This is a genomic window from Rhodospirillales bacterium (assembly GCA_020638175.1).
Classification (GTDB): Bacteria; Pseudomonadota; Alphaproteobacteria; order Micavibrionales; family Micavibrionaceae; genus JACKJA01.
This window is the reverse complement of sequence record JACKJA010000002.1, coordinates 237,212-258,861: the sequence shown is the minus strand read 5'-3', so window position 1 is coordinate 258,861 and position 21,650 is coordinate 237,212. Positions and strand designations below refer to the sequence as shown.

14 protein-coding genes are annotated in these 21,650 nt (G+C 51.4%); 6 read left to right on the top strand and 8 right to left on the bottom strand.

All coding sequences use genetic code 11. The features are described from left to right. From H6868_01260 to putA, 3 genes are read right to left on the bottom strand one after another with little or no spacing between them, the layout of a single operon-like run. On the bottom strand, positions 1-252 hold the full coding sequence (locus tag H6868_01260; protein MCB9987942.1) for a hypothetical protein: 252 nt from the start codon (positions 250-252) through the stop codon (positions 1-3). Positions 253-291: 39 nt separating this feature from the next. After that, a complete protein-coding gene (gene rpoN, locus H6868_01255; protein MCB9987941.1) occupies positions 292-1,758 on the bottom strand; it encodes an RNA polymerase factor sigma-54 in 1,467 nt (488 codons plus the stop codon). Between the two features lie 4 nt (positions 1,759-1,762). Next, positions 1,763-4,852 (bottom strand): bifunctional proline dehydrogenase/L-glutamate gamma-semialdehyde dehydrogenase PutA, encoded by a 3,090-nt coding sequence (gene putA / locus H6868_01250; GenBank protein ID MCB9987940.1) that lies wholly within the window; start codon positions 4,850-4,852, stop codon positions 1,763-1,765. Positions 4,853-4,904: 52 nt separating this feature from the next. Between putA and H6868_01245 the strand changes: the two genes are divergently transcribed. Both H6868_01245 and H6868_01240 read left to right on the top strand, forming a co-directional pair. Then, positions 4,905-6,302, top strand: a complete 1,398-nt coding sequence (locus H6868_01245) for an exodeoxyribonuclease VII large subunit (protein MCB9987939.1) — start codon at positions 4,905-4,907, stop codon at positions 6,300-6,302. Positions 6,303-6,355: 53 nt separating this feature from the next. Continuing rightward, positions 6,356-6,859, top strand: a complete 504-nt coding sequence (locus H6868_01240; GenBank protein MCB9987938.1) for a hypothetical protein — start codon at positions 6,356-6,358, stop codon at positions 6,857-6,859. Between the two features lie 2 nt (positions 6,860-6,861). On the opposite strand, the gene H6868_01235 is transcribed toward H6868_01240, so the two are convergent. The 3 genes from H6868_01235 to H6868_01225 form a co-directional block, all read right to left on the bottom strand. Beyond that, positions 6,862-7,668 (bottom strand): TerD family protein, encoded by an 807-nt coding sequence (locus H6868_01235; protein ID MCB9987937.1) that lies wholly within the window; start codon positions 7,666-7,668, stop codon positions 6,862-6,864. 24 nt (positions 7,669-7,692) lie between these two features. Beyond that, complete coding sequence (locus tag H6868_01230; GenBank protein MCB9987936.1) at positions 7,693-8,673, bottom strand: calcium/sodium antiporter; 981 nt, start codon at positions 8,671-8,673, stop codon at positions 7,693-7,695. A 70-nt stretch (positions 8,674-8,743) separates the two neighbouring features. Further along, entirely contained in the window at positions 8,744-9,487 is a 744-nt protein-coding gene (locus H6868_01225) for a TerD family protein (protein MCB9987935.1), read from the bottom strand. 81 nt (positions 9,488-9,568) lie between these two features. Between H6868_01225 and ettA the strand changes: the two genes are divergently transcribed. The 4 genes from ettA to H6868_01205 all read left to right on the top strand — a co-directional run bounded on the left by ettA (position 9,569) and on the right by H6868_01205 (position 19,702). Continuing rightward, positions 9,569-11,248 carry an energy-dependent translational throttle protein EttA gene (gene ettA / locus H6868_01220; GenBank protein MCB9987934.1) on the top strand — a complete coding sequence of 560 codons (1,680 nt, stop codon included), beginning with the start codon at positions 9,569-9,571 and terminating at the stop codon, positions 11,246-11,248. A gap of 254 nt (positions 11,249-11,502) precedes the next feature. Further along, positions 11,503-14,187 (top strand): DotA/TraY family protein, encoded by a 2,685-nt coding sequence (locus H6868_01215; GenBank protein MCB9987933.1) that lies wholly within the window; start codon positions 11,503-11,505, stop codon positions 14,185-14,187. Between the two features lie 23 nt (positions 14,188-14,210). Further along, positions 14,211-17,015: a DotA/TraY family protein gene (locus H6868_01210; GenBank protein MCB9987932.1), complete on the top strand. Its 2,805-nt coding sequence runs from the start codon at positions 14,211-14,213 to the stop codon at positions 17,013-17,015. A 32-nt stretch (positions 17,016-17,047) separates the two neighbouring features. Continuing rightward, entirely contained in the window at positions 17,048-19,702 is a 2,655-nt protein-coding gene (locus H6868_01205; GenBank protein ID MCB9987931.1) for a DotA/TraY family protein, read from the top strand. 24 nt (positions 19,703-19,726) lie between these two features. Here H6868_01205 and H6868_01200 read toward each other — a convergent pair whose 3' ends face one another. Next, complete coding sequence (locus tag H6868_01200) at positions 19,727-20,254, bottom strand: ABC transporter substrate-binding protein (GenBank protein ID MCB9987930.1); 528 nt, start codon at positions 20,252-20,254, stop codon at positions 19,727-19,729. A gap of 396 nt (positions 20,255-20,650) precedes the next feature. After that, complete coding sequence (locus H6868_01195) at positions 20,651-21,439, bottom strand: VacJ family lipoprotein (protein MCB9987929.1); 789 nt, start codon at positions 21,437-21,439, stop codon at positions 20,651-20,653. Positions 21,440-21,650 lie beyond the last annotated feature (211 nt).

Genomic DNA, 21,650 nt, shown 5'->3' with positions numbered 1-21,650 from the left:
CTATTGTTCTTTCTGTTGATTGGATACTACGTTTGTTAAAACCATAGGCGTTTTAACAGGTTTTGGCTTGTAAAGACAAGAGGAACACATGTTTTTTTCCTCTTTAATGCCTCTCTTTATCAGTTGGGGTTCTGTGCTTTGAAATTCAAGGAATTCTTTTAGAATTTTACCATCAGGGTCGGAGCGGTCAGGCTCAAGAGCCGGATGTGACGAAACATAGAATCTCTCTCTTCTCTGGATTTTTAAAATCATCTCATATCTGCTTTATTCGCAGGTCACGAGATTATGGTTTCAAAACCCGCTCTTTTTTATTCGCCGCCGCTGGACAGATGACGGGATGTTCAGGGCTTCCCGGTATTTAGCCACGGTGCGGCGGGCGATATCAACCCCTTCGTCGTTCAATATAGTGACGATTTTGTCATCCGACAGGATTTTTTTCGGATCTTCATTGTCGACCAGTGTTTTGATCCGGGCTTTGACGGATTCGGCAGAGTGAGCGTCATCGCCGCTGCCCAATGCGGTGGAGAAGAAAAACTTCAATTCGAACAGGCCGCGCGGTGTGCCGATATATTTTCCGGTGGTGACGCGGCTGACTGTGCTTTCGTGCATGTCGATGACTTCCGCGATGTCGCGCAGGGTTAGAGGTTTGAGAAACTCGATTCCATAGAGGAAAAATCCTTCTTGTTGTTCGATGATTTCCCCGGCGACTTTCAGGATGGTTTTGGCACGCTGGTCAAGAGAGCGCACCAGCCAGTTAGCCGAAGCCAGTTGTTCGTTCAGATAGGTTTTATCCTGTTTGTTTTTTGCGTGCTGGGCGACCTCTGTGTAGTAGGTTTGGTTAACGAGAACGCGGGGCAGCGTGTCGTTGTTCAGTTCAACCCGCCAGCCGCCCCCGAGGTTTTTCGGCAGGCGCTTCATCAAAACATCCGGCACGGCGGTCTGTACGACCAGATGATCGAAATCTCCGGCGGGTTTGGGGTTCAGGCGGCGAATTTCGTCTATCATATCCTTCAGGTATGTTTCATTCACGCCGCAGGCCTTGCAGAGGGCTTCATAATCGTGAGTGGCCAGCAAGTTTATGTTGTCTAAAAGCGCCTTCATCGGGGCGTCCAGCGCGCCTTTTTCGTCCAGTTGCAACGCCATGCATTCGGATAGATCATGGGCGAAAATGCCGGTGGGATCGAATTGTTTCATCCGGGTTAGCAGGCGTTCCAACCGTTCCGGGGAGCAGCCGAGGCGGCCCGATAATTCAGCCGGGTCGTCGCGCAGATAACCGCTTTCGTCGAGCAGATCAATCAGCAAACCGCCAATCATGCGGTCCCGTTCATCGGAAAATCCCAGATGCAATTGCTCCATCAAATGATCGCGCAGGGTTTTATCGTCGCTCAGGCGGTTTTCGAAGCTCTCATCCATAATATCGAATGATGCACTTCCCCCGGCGCCGACGGTGGCCATGTTTGATCCGGAATCGAAATCCGGCGGCGTATCGCTGGCTTGTTCGTTTCCGGTCCAGACTTCGTCAAAGGCGCTGTCCATGGAATCCGATTCGACGGCCGCGGATGAAGACGTATCATCGTCCGAGCCGTCGTCATCGCGGGCTTTTTCCAGCAGCGGATTTTTTTCCAGCTCTTCCTCGACATATTCGGCCAGTTCCATGTTGCCCATTTGCAGCAGCTTGATGGCTTGCTGTAGCTGCGGCGTCATGACAAGGTTTTGTGACTGGCGAAGGTCGAGATTCTGGGAGAACGTGTTGCTCATGGTTTTATTTTATCATGTCTGCTTCTGAAAGCGATACCAATGTGGCGTTGCCGCCTTGGCGGGTGGTGTCGGTGGAGACGGTTTTTTCGGTGGCAAAGCGCGGCAGGTAATACGGCCCGCCGGCTTTGGGGCCGGTGCCGGACAGTCCCTGCCCGCCGAAGGGCTGGACCCCGACGACAGCGCCGGTCATGCCGCGGTTGATGTAGATGTTTCCGGCGGTCATCGCACCGGCCAGTTTATCCATGGACGGACGAATACGGCTGTGTGCGCCAAATGTCAGTCCAAACCCCGTGGCGTTTATGGCTTTGATAACCTTGTCGATATCGGCAGCCCGGTAGCGGATGATATGCAGGACTGGCCCGAATATTTCCCGGTCCAGCCGTTTTATCGTATCAATTTCATAGGCGCAGGGCGCGAAGAAGTGAGCATTTTCCGGCAGGTCATCAGGTAAAACGGCTTCGGCAACCCGTTGCCCGATCCGGTTCAGTTTGCTGCGGTGTTGGTGCAGCATATCCAGTGCATCGTTATCAATGACCGGGCCGATGTCCGCGGCGATGCATGACGGGTCACCAATCCGTAATTGCGCCGTCGCACCATGGAGCATGGCCATGGTTTTATCGGCGATTTCTTCTTGTAGATATAAAACCCGCAAGGCTGAACAGCGTTGCCCGGCGGAGCCAAAGGCACTCAGGATCACATCGTCAACGACTTGTTCCCCGAGGGCCGAACTGTCGACGATCATGGCGTTTTGCCCGCCGGTTTCGGCGATCAACGGGACGATGGGGCCGTCTTTGGCGGCGAGGGCGCGGTTGATAATCCGGGCGACCTCTGTCGAGCCGGTGAAGGCGACGCCCGCGACATCGGGGTGGGCGATGATTTGCGCGCCGATATCCCCGGCGCCGGGCAGCAACGTAAACGTTTCAGGCGGTACGCCCGCTTTATGGATCAGGCGGGCGGTTGCCATGGCGATTAACGGTGTTTGCTCGGCAGGTTTCGCAATCACTGCGTTTCCGGCCATCAGGGCGGCGGCAATCTGGCCGGTAAAAATAGCCAGCGGGAAATTCCAGGGGCTGATACAGACAAAAATGCCGCGTCCGTGAAGAGTCAGGATATTGCGCTCTCCCGTCGGGCCCGGCAGGCGTGTGCCTTCTTCATCGAATATCTGGCGGCCTTGGGCCGCGTAGTAACGGCAAAAATCGGCTGCTTCCCGAACTTCGGACAAGGCGTCGGGCAGGGTTTTTCCTGCTTCCGCCGTGAGTAGCCCCATGAGGGTTTCCCGGTTTTCCTCAATCAGGTTGCTGAGATTTTCCAGTATGGCCGCCCGTTGAACTGCGGGGGTTTTGTGCCATGCTTCAAATCCGAAGCCTGTTTTGGTAAAGGCTTTCTCGATCTGGTCGGGGGCCGTATTCCAGACTTTACCGATTATCTGCTCAGGGTTGGCCGGGTTTATGACTGGCTCCGGCGATCCTTCGACTTCAATTTTCCCGGCGATCAGAGGTGCGGATTCAAAGGTGCGGCCTTCGGTTTCTTTTTTAATGGACGAAATCAAAGTTTGCACTGTTCTATCGTCACGCAAATCAAGACCGCGGGAATTTCTTCGGCCGGGACCATACAGGTTTTCCGGCAGGGGGATGCGGGCATGGCGGTGCTCTTCGTCCATCCGGTCCCGGATTGTCACGACCGGATCGAGAGCAATAATCTCCGGGGCGCGGTCTTTATCGTAGAGCTGATTGACAAAGGAGCTGTTGGCACCGTTTTCCAGCAAGCGCCGGACCAGATAGGGCAATAAATCTTCGTGGGCGCCCACGGGGGCATAGATGCCGCCTGCGGCCAGACCGTCTTTCAATAAAATATCATGGAGCGCTGTGCCCATGCCGTGCAGGCGCTGGAATTCAAAGCCGCTATGGTCGCTGCCGGCCATTTCCAGAACGGCGGCGATGGAATGGGCGTTATGGGTGGCAAACATCGGGTAGAGCCGCTGTTTTTTCTGAAGCAGCTTATAAGCACAAGCCAGCCATGACAGGTCGGTGTTGGCTTTACGGGTGAAAACCGGATAATCGCACAGGCCCAACACTTGCGCCCGTTTGATTTCGGTATCCCAATAAGCGCCCTTGACCAGCCGTACATTGATTTTACGGCTGTGCTTTTCAGCCAGCTCATCCAGACGGTCAACCAGCGAAAAACAGCGTTTATCGTAGGACTGAATAGCGAGGCCCAGCCGCGTCCACCCGGTGGTTTCAGGATCGGCCATGGCAGCTTCAAAGATTTCGAGAGAAAGCTCCAGACGGTCCGCTTCCTCGGCGTCGATTGTCAGGCCCAGATTGTGAGCGGCGGCTATCCGGCATAATTCAATCAGTTTTTCCGACAGATATGGGACGCAGATATCTTTTTGGCTATATTCATAGCGGGGATGCAAGGCTGACAGTTTGACTGAAATACTAGGGCGGTTGGTTTCTTTCGGACCGGTATGGCGGGCAATAGCTTCAAGAGATTCGCGGTAAGCTTCAAAGTAGCGATTGGCATCATCGATGGTGCGGGCGCCTTCGCCCAGCATGTCATAGGATGGGCGATATCCGGCTTTGCGGTAGGGGACGGCATTTTTGACAGCTTCGTCAATCGTCCGGCCCAAAACGAATTGCCGGCCCATCATGCGCATGGCCGCGCGCATGGCCCGGCGAATCATGGGCTGCCCCAGTCGTCCGGCAGCGTTTTCCAACAGACGGCGGGTGGTGGATAGGCCAACACCGGTCATGGTGACCAGCCAGTCTTCTGATATTTTTTGTTTATCAAACCAAGCGGCTGCCAGAATTTTATCGGAAATCAGCGCGTCGGCGGTCGGTGCATCGGGAATACGGAGCAAAGCTTCGGCCAGCGCCATCAGGGCCAGCCCTTCTTGGGTGTTCAGGCCATAGCGCTGCAGGAACGATTCCAGCTCTCCGGTTTTCCGGTCAGCTTTTCGCACCCGTTTAATCAGCGTGACGGCGTTTTCGCTTACGCGCGCGCTGATCACGGCCGGCCAAGGCAGGTTTTCCAGCAGGGTTTTGACGCAGAGCGCTTCGTCAGCATAATGACAGGCAGATAATGACTTGGACATAACCGGATGAGGATCGTTTGCGTTTTTGTTTCGCTTCTATATTATCACGAGAATGAGTGAGCAAGCACCTATAAATACGCAGGGCAATGTCCCGGAATTTTCCGTTGCCGAGCTGGCATTTTCTTTAAAGAGGACGCTGGAGGACACGTACGGGCACGTACGTGTGCGCGGCGAGCTGGCCGGGGTCAAGGTTGCTGCTTCCGGTCATCTTTATGCCGATATCAAGGATGAAGATGCCAATATCAATATCGTGTGCTGGCGCGGGACGATGGGGCGTTTGTCGGTAAAGCCGGAAGAAGGGCTGGAAGTCATTATTACCGGCAAGGTATCCAGTTACCCAAAATCATCACGTTACCAGATCATTGTTGAATCAATGGAGATGGCCGGGGAAGGCGCACTCCTGAAGATGCTGGAGGAGCGAAAGAAAAAACTGGCGGCAGAGGGGCTGTTTGATCCGGCCCGGAAACAAAAACTGCCATTTTTGCCCCGGACGATCGGGGTTGTGACGTCACCGACCGGCGCGGTGATTCGCGACATTATGCACCGGCTGCGCGACCGGTTTCCCTCCCACGTCTTGCTTTGGCCGGTATTGGTTCAAGGCGACGGGGCGGCGGACCAGATTGCCGGCGCGGTGCGCGGGTTTGATGCGCTGGAGCTTCCTTACCGACCCGATATTCTGATTGTGGCGCGGGGCGGCGGATCGCTTGAAGATCTGATGGCGTTTAATGAGGAATCTGTTGTTCGGGCTGTGGCTGATTGTACGATTCCCGTGATTTCGGCGGTTGGCCATGAAACCGATACAACCTTGATTGATTTTGCGGCGGATTTACGGGCGCCGACACCGACGGGGGCGGCGGAAATGGCCGTGCCTGTACGCGCTGAATTGATGGCCCGGATTTTAGAAAACCAGCAAAGAATAATTGGCGGGGCCAGTCGTCTGGTGGGGGAACGGCGCCATCAATTGGCGGCACAAGCCGCCCGGCTGGGTGATCCGGGGCGGTTGCTGGAAATAAAAAACCAGGCACTCGACCATAGTTCTCACAAATTGACGGGGGCGTTCGAGAAGGGGGTGAGCGGTAAGCAGAGCCGTATGGCTGAACTGGCAGCTCAGCTCCGTCATCCCCGGACGCTGATCGAAGAAAAAACACGCATGCTTTCTTATCATGCGCAGGCATTGGTTCGGCAGGCGCCTGTTTTGTTTCGGGATGGAGAAAATCGACTGCAATCAGCTGGCCGTATGCTGGAAAGTCTGTCATTTAAGAGTGTTCTGGAGCGCGGCTTTGTTGTCGTTCGCGACGACCGGGGTGTGCCGGTTACGGCCGCTGATCAGACACGTACAGGCCAAAATATACAGCTGCAGTTCAGGGATGACAAACGAGTCGATGCTGTGGTTGGCAAGGGGCACAAGGATAAATCCGTTCCTCCTGCGCCGCAGGGCCAGCTATTTTAGCCTTTCTTCCTGTATTGAATAAAGCTATGTTGTCCGCGGGACAGAGGTAGAGAATGCAAGCCACGAAAAAAGAACTGATGGACAGACTAGGCGTCGGATACGTATTGGGTCCGTATGAAAATTGCCCGTGGCTGGTCTATGACGGGGAAAAAGGCGTGACATGCAGTGCCGAGGTTCGCATGGGCATGGATGACTCCGACGGGGTTGAGGCCGCTATTGAGATGATCTACGAAATGCCCGATGCGGGGCAGCCGCCTGCCGAACATACGTTTTTGTTGCAGGCCCGGAATACTAATTCCGGGAACTGGACGATTTCCAAGGTCTGGATTCGCGGTGAACCGATTGATGAGACTATAAGCGGCTGGCCCGAGAAAGCCTGTAATTTCTTTGCCGCCGTGGTTCAAAGCCTGAAGCAGGATGAGGTTCCTGATATTGATGATCTTTTGGAACAGGAATTAAGAGGAGGCCGCGGGGCCGACCAATATGGCGGCGGGGGGGGTAAATCCCCCAAAATACAGGCAAACAAGTTGCTTAATCCGAGGGGCCGCGGCTTTTAGGGCTATCCGGTCTGTTCGGCAATCAATAATCCGTATTGTTGTGCAATGGCGCCCAGCCCGCCCGGAACGGGTTTGTTCTGAATTTCGACGAACCATTTAGGGCCTTCTCTGACCAGGGTCGCTAACACTACGGCATTTTGCTCGATAATGCTTGCTTCATCGACGCTATAACGGAAAATTTCATGATTGTCCAATATGTTGATGAAACGCAGATATATGTTTCGAACCATGCCAAAATGGTGGCCAATGAGTTCCGGGTCATAAATCGACAGAACAAAAACAACTTTGATGATGTCGAACGGGATGCCCGTCAGGTCCAGAGTCATCGTTTCATCATCACCGTCTCCGGCGCCTGTGCGGCTATCTTCCTGTAACCTTACGGCGCCAGCGCATCCTGCCATGTTGTTGTAAAAGACGAAATCTTCGTTTTCACGGGTCTGTTCGGCCTTGTTGAGTAGAAAACAGCTGATGTCGACATCGACTTTGACGTCCTCAAAAGCTTTTTGATCCCAGCCTGCGCCGATTTTTATCTCCCGCAGTCCGGTAATTTTTTCGGTCAGGTCGATATAATCACCAACTTCGACAAAATTGGCTGAATCATCATAGGTGTGATGAAGAGCCTCTTCAGAGAATTCCAATGCGGTGTCTTCCTCCGGTGCTGGTGCCACGGGGGCGGCTGAAGGGCTTTGATGCTCTTCCGGCTTTGGTTCGGGCATTCCGAAATCGATCGGCTTCAGATGGTCGTCCTCGGAGAGAGGGGTGAAGTCGTCTTCGTCGGGTTTATCCTGATTCAAATCGTTGTCACTCATGATGTATCGTTCCCCTGCGTACCATTATGCCATATAGAAAGCATAGGTCGCTACAATATATACCATATAGGCGGCTATAAACAGAATACCGATCGGCTTTGTGATTTTTTTGTAGATCAACAGCAGCACCGTTAAAAGCAAGCTGACTGCTAAAGTTACCCAGATATCGATATTGATTAGTTGCGGAGCCAGTTCGCCCATGATGATCGGTTTAATCGCGGCGGTTGCCCCCAAGATCATCATGATGTTGAAGACGTTTGATCCAATGATGTTGCCGACAATTATGTCGCTATGATTTTTACGGGCGGCGATGATGCAGGTTGACAGTTCCGGCAAGGATGTCCCGACGGCAATAACGCTGAGGCCGATGACGGCTTCCGGGACACCGATAATTGCGGCCCCGACCTTTGCTCCGCGCACGAGGAACTCGGCGCCCAGAGCAATCAGGATTAAACCCATGACAAGAAAAGAAACGGATGCGCGGATGTTGTTAAATTCGTGTTGTTCTGGCTCCGGGATGGCCGCTTGTCCGCGCGCCGCCATGATATATTGCCAAAAAACGTAAGCGAGTAAAATCAAGATCATGAGACAGCCGGTCAGATGACCAATTTCGCCATACAGCATCAGACCCAGAAGGCCAACTGTGACGGCCATCATCATCGCCAAATCGCGGATCAGGGCGCGAGGGATGATGACCAGCGTTGTAAACAGGGCCGTTATTCCGATCACCAGCAAGATGTTGGCAACGTTTGAGCCTAAGACATTGCCAACAGCAATGCCCGGCGATCCATGCAGACTGGCGTTGACGGAGACGATCAGCTCAGGCAAAGATGTGCCAAAGGCCACAACGGTAAAACCGACGACCAATGGTGAAATCCCCATTTTCCGGGCAATATAAACGGCCGCATCAATGGTCCAGTTTCCGCCGCGAATCAGCATAATCATGCCAAGTCCCAAGGCGCCGATCGCCAGGATAAAGGCTTCTGTTGCTGTCATTTCCATCATGATTAATTGCAGGCTGTGTGGTTGCTGTTCAGAAAGTCACGATACGTTAAAAGCCCGTCAAACGGAACCGCTATTTTTTGCCATCTTCCCATGATAGTCCCCAACCGAATGCACGGCTCATTTCGGCGTGGCCGGGATAGTACTCGGTGAAATTTTCAAGCTTGATACCGTTGCGGACGTTTTCTATTGCGCCAATAACGCAGATCGGCAGTTCGCTTTTTCCTACGCCGGGGGTGACCACCATAGGGGTTTCTCCGGGGACGTTGATCTGGATTTGCGGTTTTACGGATGCCCAGTGCGGCGCGCCGTCGTAAATATAAACATACACAAGAATACGTTTGATATCCGCCCAGTGAGAACCGTTAACTTCCAGATATTCATCGTCACCCTCTTCGTCACCTTCACGTTCGTCGCCGGAATGGCGGATGAAGGGCGGACGGTCAAATGCCCCATACAAATTCCCGAAGGCTTGCAATGCACCCCGGCTGCCATCTTGCATCTCATACAAGCAGCCGAGATCAAGGTCTACGTCCATCAGCTTTGTTCGTGTACGTCCCAGTGCCTTATCCATGATATTTTGTTTTTGCCTGACCTTCATCATATCCCAGGCTGCGCCGATCCGGATCGTGCCAAAACCGTCAGCCCGCGGGTTTATAATGGATGTTTGCCCGGATGCGGATAGAAACTCATAGTTTGTATCAGTGCCTTCGACCTTGTAGCCTGCGGCGCCCTTGGAAGATCCGTGCCCGGAGAATTTCGCGCGGCTGCGGGTGGCCTCGATCAGGGAATCGGCAGACAGATTTTCACGCGACATGATTGATATCCTTTTCTTTACACACTATAAGACTAAAGCATATCGCATTACGCAGGAAAATCAAAAACGGGGAAGAAAATTATGGCCTCATACCAGTTTGTTTATGTCATGAACGGTTTGTCCAAAAGCTATTCCGGCGGGAAAAAGGTTTTGGAGAATATTACGCTGAGCTTTTTTCCGGGCGCGAAGATTGGTGTGTTGGGGCCAAACGGAGCTGGTAAATCGACGTTACTGCGGATCATGGCGGGCGTGGATAAGGAATATAGCGGTGAGGCGTGGGCTGCGGATGGCGCCAAAGTCGGTTATTTGCCGCAGGAACCGCATCTGGATGAAACCAAAACCGTTCAGGAAAACGTTCTGGAAGGGCTGGGGGAGATCAAAGTCAAAGTTGATCGCTATAATGAGATTGGCTTGCTGATGGCCGAGCCGGATGCCGATTACGATGCGTTAATGGCGGAAATGGGCGAATTGCAGGAAGAAATTGATGCCGCGGACGGTTGGGAAATCGACCGGACCGTTGAAATGGCGATGGAGGCTTTGCGTTGTCCGCCGGGGGATGCCGCCGTGACAAACCTTTCCGGGGGTGAAAAACGCCGGGTGGCGCTGGCCCGCCTGTTGCTGGAAAAGCCCGATTTATTGCTTCTTGATGAACCGACCAACCACCTTGATGCCGAAAGCGTTGCATGGTTGCAGCGGCATTTGAAAGACTATGCTGGCGCAGTGGTGATGGTTACTCACGACCGTTATTTCCTCGATAATGTTACTGGCTGGATTCTGGAGGTCGACCGGGGGGCGGGTATTCCTTATGAGGGGAATTATTCCGTTTATCTTGAATCGAAACGCAAGCGTCTGGAACAAGAGGCCCGCGAGGAAAAATCCCGTCAGAAAACACTGGACCGCGAGCTGGAGTGGATCCGACAGGGGGCAAAGGCCCGGCAGGCTAAATCCAAAGCCCGGATTAACTCTTACGAGGATTTGCTGGCGCAGTCTCAAAAACAGGACACCAAGAATACACAGATCGTTATTCCGACACCGGAGCGTCTGGGCGGAACGGTTATAGAAGCCAAAAACCTGTGCAAGGGTTTTGGCGACCGGTTGTTGATCGAAGACCTGAATTTCAAATTGCCGCCGGGGGGGATTGTCGGTGTTATCGGTCCTAACGGGGCCGGGAAATCCACCCTGTTCAAAATGATTACCGGGGTTGAAAAACCCGATAGCGGTAGCCTTGAGATTGGGGAAACGGTGCAGCTTGGCTATGTTGACCAGAGCCGCGATGCGCTGGATCCGAACAAAAATGTCTGGGAAGAAATATCCGGTGGCGTTGATGTTTTAAAGCTTGGAAAAATAGACGTACAGTCACGCGCGTACACCGCGGCTTTTGGCTTTAAGGGCGGCGATCAACAGCAAAAAGTCGGCAATCTTTCCGGGGGGCAACGTAATCGCGTACACCTTGCCAAGATGCTGAAGAGCGGAGCGAATGTTTTGATTCTTGACGAGCCGACTAACGATCTGGATACGGAAACGCTGTCGGCGCTTGAAGAGGCGCTGGAGCAGTTTCCGGGCTGCGTTCTTGTGACGTCACACGACAGGGCGTTTCTAGACCGGCTGGCGACTCATATTCTGGCGTTTGAGGGCGATAGTCATGTCGAGTGGTTCGAGGGGAACTATGAAGATTACGAGAAGGATTTGCATCGTCGTCTCGGCAAGGATGCCGATCAGCCGCACCGGATCAAATACAAACCGCTTCGTAAGGCCGGATAAGTAAAGTTTTTAACTATTTATGGGATAATTTCAGGGAGAATGTTTCTATGGGGCATTCTCCCTTAACGTATAGAAAAATAATAAAAAAACGCAAATAGGCGGTAAATTTAATAAAATTTTATCTATTTTGGCGTTACTATAGAATACGGCGAAGCCTGTATATACTGTGTGAGTTAGAAAAAGTGTATAAAATACAACAAGTTAGACCGAAACGGGTGTTGGGATACGTCTTTTTACCGGGCGTTGTTCCCCGTTTGCGCGATTTCGCGCAGAATGGTTTTGGCTGGCTGGCGCATTTGATGGCGCTTTTGTACTACACGGTTCGTTTGTTGCCGCCGGGCCACCCTTATTTGAATGCATCGAATATTGGCCGCTTTGGCATTCGCCATGTCATTACAGAAGCCGCGAACAATCTGGTTATTAAAAAAGAAAATATCGATCAGATCGCGATTTTCCTGCTTTTGATTTTAGGCTTTATTCTTCTGATATCGCAGTTTGTTTTGCTGATCTGGGGATTCCTGATCCAGCCTGCTTTTGCCCAGTTGTTTACTACAGTTAATCCGACCAACGATATCGCGTTTATGTTGTTGGACCGGATATTTGCTATCCCTAATTTGTATAATTCGGCCTTTGACCCTAACGCGCCGGGAAACATTCCGCCCTTTAACCAGGGTTTGCATGTTTTGCTAGAATTCTACAGTCTGGCGATGCTCATCGTTGCTGTCTTGATTTTCCTGTATTTTGTTATGGTCGTTGTGGCGGAAACCGCCCAAACCGGCACGCCTTTTGGGAAAAGATTTTCACATATATGGGCGCCCATTCGTCTGGTTGTGGCGCTGGGACTTTTGGTTCCCATCAATTACGGATTGAATTCGGCGCAGTATATCACTTTGTTTGCGGCCAAGCTGGGGTCCGGCTTTGCGACGAACGGCTGGGTGCTGTTCAACAATACTCTGACCAACGGATTCGGGATGGATGATGAGCGCCTGGTTGCACCGGTCGAAGCCCCGGACGTACAGGATCTGGTAAAGTTCATGTCAATTGCCCGGGCGTGTAAGGAGCTGTACCAGTGGAAGCATAATAAGGAATACAATAATCCGGTCGAATTGATTATCGAGCCTTATCTGGTCAAGGATGCGTTGAGCAGTACGCAAATAACGCCGGGGCCGGCCCCTGACTATGCTACAGCGCGCGGATTTTATGATGAGGGCGATATCATCATCCGTTTCGGTGAGGACGGAAAGGGTAAGGGTCCGGGGGGGACGGATAAATATCCGCGGGACACCGGCGGGGTTAAGCCGATTTGCGGCGATATAAAAGTCCATGTTACGTCGATTGATCCTGTAGCCGGGGCGCCGGCAGACAGGATTCAAGAAGAATACTACAAGATGGTCCTGCAGTTGTGGGAGGATCTGGATTTCATCAAGGTTGGCCGTAAACTTGCGCTGCAGCATTTATCGATTCAACCTGCGGAAAGAACCAATGCCGGGTCGACGAATATTAACGATCATATTGTTTCGACAGGTGATGCAGGCGAGAAGCAATTACCGAACGATAACTTCAAGCAGGCAAACTTTACCCTTTATCAGGGCTTTGTAAAAACCAATGCCGATATTGCTTATCTTGATTTTCTGGTCTGGAACGACTTTACGGTGCCGGCGGATTTGCTGGAGCGGGGCTGGGCTGGTGCCGGGATCTGGTATAACCATGTCGCGGAGTGGAACGGGGCGCTGTATGACGCGGTTAAACATTATCCGACCCCCATGTTGTTGCCATCCGTGATGGAAGAGGTGAAGGAACAACGCCGTAAATCAAACGAAAATGCCTCGGTTTCAAACATGTATCAACCTAATTTGAAAGATGGGAAATCCGAACTGGAGGATGAGGATATCGCTCGGGCTTTGAGCGCCCTTTACCAATACTGGCTGGTTTCTGATTCTCTGACGCCGACGGATGAAAAATTATCCGGGAACTGGTTTTTTGACCTGGTCATGAAAATTTTCAGTATTGACGGCCTGGTTGATATGCGTAACGGGGATATGGTGGGTGGTGTCCACACTGTTCATCCTTTGGCACAACTGGTTGCCGTTGGAAAAAGTATTATAGACAGCGCCGTTTTCGGGTTGATGGGGGCGATGGCCTTCTCTGCGGCGGGTGGATTTCTGGGAATGATGAATCCTCATCTTGGTGGTGCTGTTCACGCGGTTAGCGGGCTGTTCGTATCATTTACGTCAATCGGGTTAACCGTGGGGTTCATGCTTTATTACGTGTTGCCGTTTTTGCCCTTTATGTACTTCTTTTTTGCCGTTGGCAGTTGGGTTAAGAGTATTTTTGAAGCCATGGTCGGTGTGCCGTTATGGGCGCTGGCTCATTTGAGAATTGATGGGAACGGCTTGCCGGGGGAAACGGCCCTGAACGGGTACTTCCTGATTTTCGAGATTTTTATTCGCCCGATTTTGACCGTTTTTGGGTTGCTAGCCGGGTTGATTATTTTCACGGCCATGGTGCGAACATTGAACGGCATTTTTGATCTGGTGTTGCTGAATATGAGCGGTTTTGGCGAAAAAGACCCTCTTATCGTCGGCGCTTATCTTGGTCTTGAAATGAAGCGAGGAGCGGCTGATGAGTTCTTCTTTACACTGGTCTATGCTATCGTTGTTTACATGATGGCGACGGCCTCATTCAAGATGATCGACATGATTCCCAAGAGTATTTTACGCTGGATGGGGGCCGGGGTCAGCTCCTTCGGTGACCAGCGTGATGATCCGACCGAAGGGCTGGTACAATATGCTGCGATTGGTGGCGCCCGGATGTCGCAACAAGCTGTGGGCGTGATGGTTGACGGGGCCAAGCTGGCGGGACAAGTTCCGGGCGCTGTCGTTAGTGGTTTGGCGGGCCGTAATACCGGGCGCACAACCCTGACAAACAAGACACCATAGGGAGTGAACGATAGGGAACAATTATGCTGGGTAACGTGACGAAAAAACAAGTTTTGCACTATGTTCTGATGCCGTCGGTGATGCCGCGGCTCAATCAGCTTGTTTTTTCGGGATTTGGGTTTGTGGCCCTGTTCGTAGCCCAGATCTTTTTTGCCGCCCGGTTGTTGCCTGTGGGGCACCCCTATCTTTTGTCTGCGAATATGGGGAAATTCGGTATTCGTCACGTGCTGGCGGAAGCTGCCAATAATCTGGTTTTTTCGCGGCAGAATTCGGATCAGATTATTATTCTTTTCACCATGTTGCTTGGCATGGTGCTTTTGCTCATCCAATTGTTCTTTTTGGGGATGGCGTTGTTTATTCAGACGGCTCATGCCGGGATGCCGGCGACGTTCGAAGATTTTTTTGCAACGGCAAACCCCGATCACGACATTGCTTTTATTCTTCTCGATCGGGTTTTTGCCGTCCCGGATATCTTTAATTCCTGTGTGATGCAGCCTGGGGTTAACTGTACGTTTGCCATGACTGAACAAGAAGATCCGGTGATGCCGTTTCATGATGCCTTGCGCAGTCTTTTCCAAATGTACAGCATGGGGCTTCTGGTTGTGGCGATGCTGATTTTTATGTACTACGTTGTTGCTATTGTCGCGGAAACAGCTGAATCCGGTACGCCGTTTGGCCGTCGTTTTAATCATGTATGGGCCCCTGTTCGTATGGTGGTGGCTATCGGGCTTTTGGTGCCGGTTGCCAACGGTCTTAATTCGGCACAGTACATCGTTCTATATGCGGCCAAATGGGGGTCCGGATTTGCAACGAATGGCTGGAATTTGTTTGTCGATACAGGGTCGATGGCTGGTGCCGGGGGGCAGGCTCTCGGTGATCCCAGTGAAATGGTTGTTATTCCTAATCCGCCGCCGATCAACGGTTTGCTCGAATTCTATACAGTGATGCAGACTTGCCGTTATGCCGAGCACTTCAGAAGACCTGAGGGTGCTCCCCCTGTGAATATTGACGCTTATCTGGTGCGTGGTGCGGGTATGGGACCTCCGGGTTTTTTCCAACTGAAAACATATGGCGAAGCGCTTGATTTTTACAATAAGGGCGACATCCTGATCCGGTTTGGGGAACACGACTTTAGTTATCTGGAATATGAGAACAGAATTGCGCCTGTTTGCGGCAATCTTTCCTTAAGAACGACAACCGTCGATGATCCAACCTTTATGGGCGGGAGCATCGGTGCCGGGGGTGCTTTTGGTCCGGTTGCCTGTAACGGCGCGGAATCCGGCGCGGGATGTATGCGGCGAGAGTTCTATGAATTGTTGCGTGAACTGTATGAAAATGAAGAAATCCGCAAGTGGGGTTGTGCGTTTGCCGTTGTGTATGCCAATCAGGGAGAGGTGAAATCTGTAAATCAGGCTCTAGATATTGAAAATATCTGCAATAGCCCGACTCTTCCTGGCTGGCTCAGAATTGCAGGGGCGTATTTGCCCACGCATAATGATCTGATTACAAAAGCCAAGGATCCATATGAAGCGCAGGTGAAGCTTATTGTGGAAACGGCGACTATTCATGAACGGACTAATCCTAAATGGTTTGATGATCTGAAGCGGCATGGCTGGGCCGGGGCCGGGATCTGGTACAACAAAATCGCGCAGCTAAACGGTGCCATGATTGCTTCTGCTTACGATTTGCCGCGTTCCACGGACTATCCGATGACTATGAAGGCAGTTTATGAGAAAAGAAGTCAACAGGACAGCGATGTGACGGCCGGGGGCGAGCACTGTTCCTATATGTCGGACCAGAAAGCCATGACCATTGATGATAATATGAAAGCAAAGGCGCTGGCGATGTGTCAGGCGCAGGACCGCTGGAATAATATTTACGACGAGCCAACCAATGTTGTCTTTATTGATGCGATCAAGACCATCTTTGGTCTGGAGGGGCTTTATAATATTCGTGATAATGAAACCCAGAACGTTCATCCGCTAGCCCAGTTGGTCGGTATTGGCAAAAGTCTGGTTGATAGCGCTATCATCAATCTGGGGTACGCCACGGGCGCATGGCTGGGCGGCGGTGTTGCCAGTCTGGCCAAGGGATCGTTAATGGGAACCGTCGGCGGTATCGCCGTTGGTATGGGTAAATTTATCGGCGGTATAGCGATGATTGGTTTGACGGTCGGGTTTGTCCTTTTCTACGTCATACCATTTTTGCCTTTCTTGTATTTTTTCTTTGCTGTCGGTAACTGGATCAAGGGTATTTTTGAGGCCATGGTCGGTGTGCCCTTATGGGCGCTGGCTCATATCCGGATTGATGGGAACGGTTTGCCGGGTGATGCGGCTATGACCGGTTACTATTTGATCTTTGAAATATTCCTTCGGCCGATTTTGATTATTTTCGGATTGTTGGCGGGTATTTTGATTTTTGCCGCGCAGGTAAGGGTTTTACACGAAATCTGGGAGCTGGTTGTTTCAAACATTGCCGGTTTTGATGAGCAAGCTGCCGGGGCGCTGCTTGCAGGCGACGTCGGTAGTTTCAGTTATTACCGGGGGGTTATTGATGAATTTTTCTACACCGTCATCTACGCTATCATTGTGTATATGCTGGGGATGGCATCGTTCAAGCTGGTTGATTTGATCCCGAACCATATTATGCGCTGGCTGGGTGCAAGTGTCAGTACCTTTGCCGAGCAGGCCGGCGAGAGCGCCGAGAATCTGGTGCGGAATACCTTTGTCGGTAGCGGAACCGTAATGGGACAACTGGGTGGTGGTCTGCAAAGCGTTGAATCTGCTGCTTCGAACGCTAAACAATTTGTTCAGGGCCGTGGAAATTAGTCCTGAGAGAGTAAACTGGTAAGAAGGCCATAATGAATGTACGGGTAGGGAAAGCGCTGAAATATACCTTGTTGCCGGAAATACTGCCGCGCATCAAGGGTTTCGGCGTTTCAGGTTTTGCTCCCATTGCCATTTTTATTGCCTATGTTTATCAGGCCGCGCGCTTACTGCCAGCGGGTCACCCCTATCTGAATCCTGCTAATTTTGGGAAATTTGGCATTTTTCATGTCATCCGTGAGGCCCGTTCCCATCTGGTTTTCAAGCGTCAGAATATCGACCAGATTATTATTTTCCTGACCATACCGATTGGCCTTGTGATTTTGTTGATGCAGTTTGTCTTGCTGGTGCTTTCTTTATCGATGCAAACGGCGCAGGCGGCGACGCTTGTTTATCTGGCCCAGTTTTTTAAAACGCCTAATCCGGAAAATGATATTGCTTTTATGTTGCTGGACGGGGTGTTCGGTATTGACAGCCGTCCGGGGGCCGGAGGTTCATTGTTCGAATCGAAGGTTGCAACTCTGGGGGCATGGGGCGTATGGCCCAATACCTTTCATCAGGGTTTGCATGCGTTGTTTGAGTTCTATTCATACGGACTGTTTTTTGTTGCTCTTCTTATCATGCTTTATCTGGTTGTTACGGTTGTTGCCGAGACGGCGGCTTCCGGTGTGCCGTTCGGCCAGCGTTTCAACAAGGCGTGGGCGCCTATTCGCCTGATTGTTGCGGTTTCTCTGTTGTTTCCGATTACGGGCGGTATTAACGGCGCGCAACTGATTACGCTTTATACGGCTAAATTTGGTTCCAGCCTTGCGACGAATGGCTGGCACAAATTTCTTGATACATTGACAACTGGCGGTGTTACTCCGCTGGGGGTAGAGCCCAAGGATCTTGTGGCAACGCCTAACGATCCCCAGTTAAGCGGGTTAATGGAGATTGTGTGGCTGGCGCGGACTTGCACTTATATGCAGGAATATGTCCATGGCAGAACAGTAAAGCCCCATCTTGTTCATAAAACGAAGCCGCCTCTGGATTTTTTAACCACAGGTTTTAATGCAGCCCTAACCTATACGGGCAACCAGGATATTGTGATCCGATTTGGTGAGAATGACCCGGACTACGATCAGTATGACAGTAATGTCCGGCCGCTTTGTGGCGAGATTGTCGTTCATCCCTGGGATCTGGATACTCCGGGCGCTTTTTATCTTCAGGAAAGTTACTACGATTTAATAAAAGATTTCTGGAATAACTTCTTCTTTGATGTTTATACTCAGGCCATTTCGGAACGGGTTACGCCAACGGTTATCAGGGATAACTGGACAGGGACGGCGGTGCCGACAGCAGCGGAAATGAACCTGATGATTCAGGAATATTATGAACTGAATATGGCCCAAGGCCGGGCCGGCGGGGCGTTGCTTATATCCGAGATTATCAAAGAAGCTGTCACGAGACAGGAGGCCGCACCATCGTGGGCGACATCGTTCCGAGACCGGGGCTGGGCTGGCGCAGGGATCTGGTACAACCGGGTGGCGGAGCTGAACGGTAGTCTGATCGGCTCGGCCAAGGCGATTCCCGATGTGGGGCTTTATCCGGAAGCGATGGAAATTGTCAAAGAGCAAAGACGGAAGGCCAGCCGCGCCGTCGGTGGTAACGATACGTTTAAGCCAGTTATGCCTGATGGCAAGATGGTTGAATTTCCTGAGCCGGGGGATGAATATATTGCCCTTGCTCTTTATTATGCACAAAGTCTCTGGTTTGAAAAACATGGGCAGTCGACCGGTAATATCTTCATAGATTCAACGCGGCTTATGTTTGATATTGACAGCATCAGCGGTCTTTTTGGGCTGGATGGGTTGTTTAATATGGTCAAGAATCCCGACACACACCCATTGGCTCAACTTGTTGGGCTGGGGAGTGGCCTTGTCCAGAATGCCGTCGTCAAGTTTGGGGCGGCGCTGGGGACCGGGGTTGCCAGTAAGATTCTAGGGATTGCTAAATGGAATAATGCCGCCGCTGTCGCCCAGACCGCGAGCAGTGTTATGAGCGGCGTTGCAATGCTGGGTTTGTCCATGGGCTTTATTTTGTATTATATCGTTCCGTTCCTGCCTTTCGTTTATTTCTTCTTTGCGGTGGGGAACTGGGTAAAAGCCATTTTTGAAGCCATGGTCGGGTTGCCGTTATGGGCGTTGGCTCATATCCGGATCGATGGTGAAGGGTTGCCTGGACCCGCGGCGATGAACGGTTATTTCCTGATTTTTGAAATTTTAATCCGGCCGATCCTGATTATATTCGGGTTTATCGCGGCCATTAGTATTTTTGCCGCTCAGGTTTATGTCCTTCATGAGATCTGGCAGCTGGTTGTCTCCAACCTGACCGGCTATGATCCCAGTGCCACAGGTCTGGCTGCTCCGGATGGAACAGGGGCGATACAATATATGAGGGGAGCTATAGACAGTCTTCTCTATACGGTTATCTATGCCATCATTGTTTATATGCTCGGGATGTCGGCATTCAAGCTGGTTGATTTGGTTCCGAACCATATTCTGCGCTGGCTGGGCGCCAGTGTATCGACCTTTGCTGAGCAGACCGAGGATCCGGCTCAAAAACTGGTTCAGAACGTCTATGTGGGTAGCAATCTGGCGGGTGGACAGCTTGGCGGTATGTTCGGCGGATTGATGGGCCGTAACAGCTAGTCCGGTTTTATCTAGAGCTGGATATTACAGATTTTGTTGTTTTTTCAGGTGATCCAGAAGAACACCTACGTCTCCGCCGCCGCGCTGTATGACGGCAGAGAAATCGGAACGCTGTGTTACCGACATGCTGACGCCCTCTACGATGATGTCGACGATCTTGTATTTTCCATTTTTGTAACGGACGCGCCAGTCGACTTGTACCTCCGGACCCTCGTCAGAGAGAATAAAGGACATGACGATCGTATCTTTCTCGCCATCGGGATGGAAGCCCCGGGTTTCAAATTTCTGTCCTTTGTATGTGTCGAAGCGGCTTGAATAGACATCGACGACCATATCGTTAAAGAGTTTCAGGTATTCCTGACGCTGTTCAGGCGTGGCAACCCGCCAGTAACGGCCCAGAGAAAACCGGCCGATTGTGTCCATATCAAAGCTGTCTTGCAGCAGATGGCGGAACTGGCTCTTTTTCTTTTCCCGATCAAGGTCGGAATCACCAAGAAAATCGAGGGCTTTTTGCGCCATGTTATCAATGAATTTCTGCGCGCCCTCATTCATTTTTTTCAAATCCTGTGTGGCGGCAGCTGTTTTGATTGTTTCTGTTGTTGCCAGACCCGCAGTGCTGGATTCATAGGCCGATCCCAATGTACGGGCGGCAATGTTTGATGTATGCCCCGTAGAAGCAAACAGGGAAGAAAAGAGCGTGCTTGCCGATAAAATCAGTAGCGTGCTGCCTGTCTTTCTAATGCCGTTATTCTTGTTCATCGTTGTCGTCCTTGTAGTCTTGCGCGATCTCTTGGTAACAGGGATCTCCTGTATATTATTTTATAATGAATGTGTGAAAAAGCTTTAAATTCATTTAGCGCGTTAAAGAGTATATTCCAAGATATTTCATAACAGAGGCGTGTCGGAATATTCTGACACGCCTCGTTTATTTGTTCCTACCGGATTTCTCTAGTTAAAGTCATCCCCGTCGTCATAGTCCGGAATGCTGCTCATAGAGCCGGAATTTTGTGCTTCGTCGCGGACTTCTGCGGCGCGGCGCTGATAGTAAACGCTGCGAAGCGCGGCATAATAATCAAACGAATTCTTTTCCAGCTCTTCCAGAACATCCAAGAGTTCTTCCCGTTTGTCGATGGCTGTCATGCCGATCCGGGCATAATGCCATTCTTCCTTGTCGACGTTGAACAGGTAAAGGCGCAAAGGATCGGCGTAAGCATCAACCGCCAGCCCGGTTGCATCCCGTACAGAAGACGGTCCCAAAATCGGTAAGACCAGATAAGGACCGTGGCCAACGCCCCATGTTGCCAGTGTTTGGCCAAAGTCTTCCTGTTCGTATTCGTAACCTTCGGATCCTGCAACATCGAACAGACCGCCGACCCCGACCAGTGTGTTAACGACCATACGTGTCAGGTCGTTACCGGCGCCGCTAACGTCGCCTTGCAAGACCTGGTTGGCAATGTTGATCGGGCTACGCAGGTTGCGCAGGAAATTCCGTACGCCTTTGCGTGCCGGCTTCGGAACGGCGGCGCGATAGCCACGAGCAGCCGGTTCCAATAAAACCGTATCAATGGCATTATTTACTGCGAAAGTTGTTCTGTTAACGCTTTCAAGCGGATCGCTGATCTCGCTATTGTCGCTATATGATTTTTGGGCTTGCGTCGTTGAGCAAGCGGCCAATAAGGAACAGGCAGCGACGGCAAGAACCAGACGTGTCCCGTTTAGTAAGTAATTACGTGCCATATTTTTTCTCCGGCTTTAGTGTGTCCCCAACTCAATGTTCTTTGAGTTAATCATGTTCACGTTACAACTTTGTTAATGTTGGATAAAATTGTATATATTGCCCAACATCCTGAAAATTAAAGAAAATAATCCCTTATAGAGCATACAGATTTCAGCTGAAGGGGCAAAGGTCAATGAAAAACTATCAACATGTTCTTTCGCGTGTAATTTT

What these genes read in the sequence shown, in the direction of transcription:
- H6868_01260 (MCB9987942.1), bottom strand. Translation starts at nt 252, where the DNA reads ATGATTTTAAAAATCCAGAGAAGAGAGAGATTCTATGTTTCGTCACAT.
- rpoN (MCB9987941.1), bottom strand. Translation starts at nt 1,758, where the DNA reads ATGAGCAACACGTTCTCCCAGAATCTCGACCTTCGCCAGTCACAAAAC.
- putA (MCB9987940.1), bottom strand. Translation starts at nt 4,852, where the DNA reads ATGTCCAAGTCATTATCTGCCTGTCATTATGCTGACGAAGCGCTCTGC.
- H6868_01245 (MCB9987939.1), top strand. Translation starts at nt 4,905, where the DNA reads ATGAGTGAGCAAGCACCTATAAATACGCAGGGCAATGTCCCGGAATTT.
- H6868_01240 (MCB9987938.1), top strand. Translation starts at nt 6,356, where the DNA reads ATGCAAGCCACGAAAAAAGAACTGATGGACAGACTAGGCGTCGGATAC.
- H6868_01235 (MCB9987937.1), bottom strand. Translation starts at nt 7,668, where the DNA reads ATGAGTGACAACGATTTGAATCAGGATAAACCCGACGAAGACGACTTC.
- H6868_01230 (MCB9987936.1), bottom strand. Translation starts at nt 8,673, where the DNA reads ATGATGGAAATGACAGCAACAGAAGCCTTTATCCTGGCGATCGGCGCC.
- H6868_01225 (MCB9987935.1), bottom strand. Translation starts at nt 9,487, where the DNA reads ATGTCGCGTGAAAATCTGTCTGCCGATTCCCTGATCGAGGCCACCCGC.
- ettA (MCB9987934.1), top strand. Translation starts at nt 9,569, where the DNA reads ATGGCCTCATACCAGTTTGTTTATGTCATGAACGGTTTGTCCAAAAGC.
- H6868_01210 (MCB9987932.1), top strand. Translation starts at nt 14,211, where the DNA reads ATGCTGGGTAACGTGACGAAAAAACAAGTTTTGCACTATGTTCTGATG.
- H6868_01205 (MCB9987931.1), top strand. Translation starts at nt 17,048, where the DNA reads ATGAATGTACGGGTAGGGAAAGCGCTGAAATATACCTTGTTGCCGGAA.
- H6868_01200 (MCB9987930.1), bottom strand. Translation starts at nt 20,254, where the DNA reads ATGAATGAGGGCGCGCAGAAATTCATTGATAACATGGCGCAAAAAGCC.
- H6868_01195 (MCB9987929.1), bottom strand. Translation starts at nt 21,439, where the DNA reads ATGGCACGTAATTACTTACTAAACGGGACACGTCTGGTTCTTGCCGTC.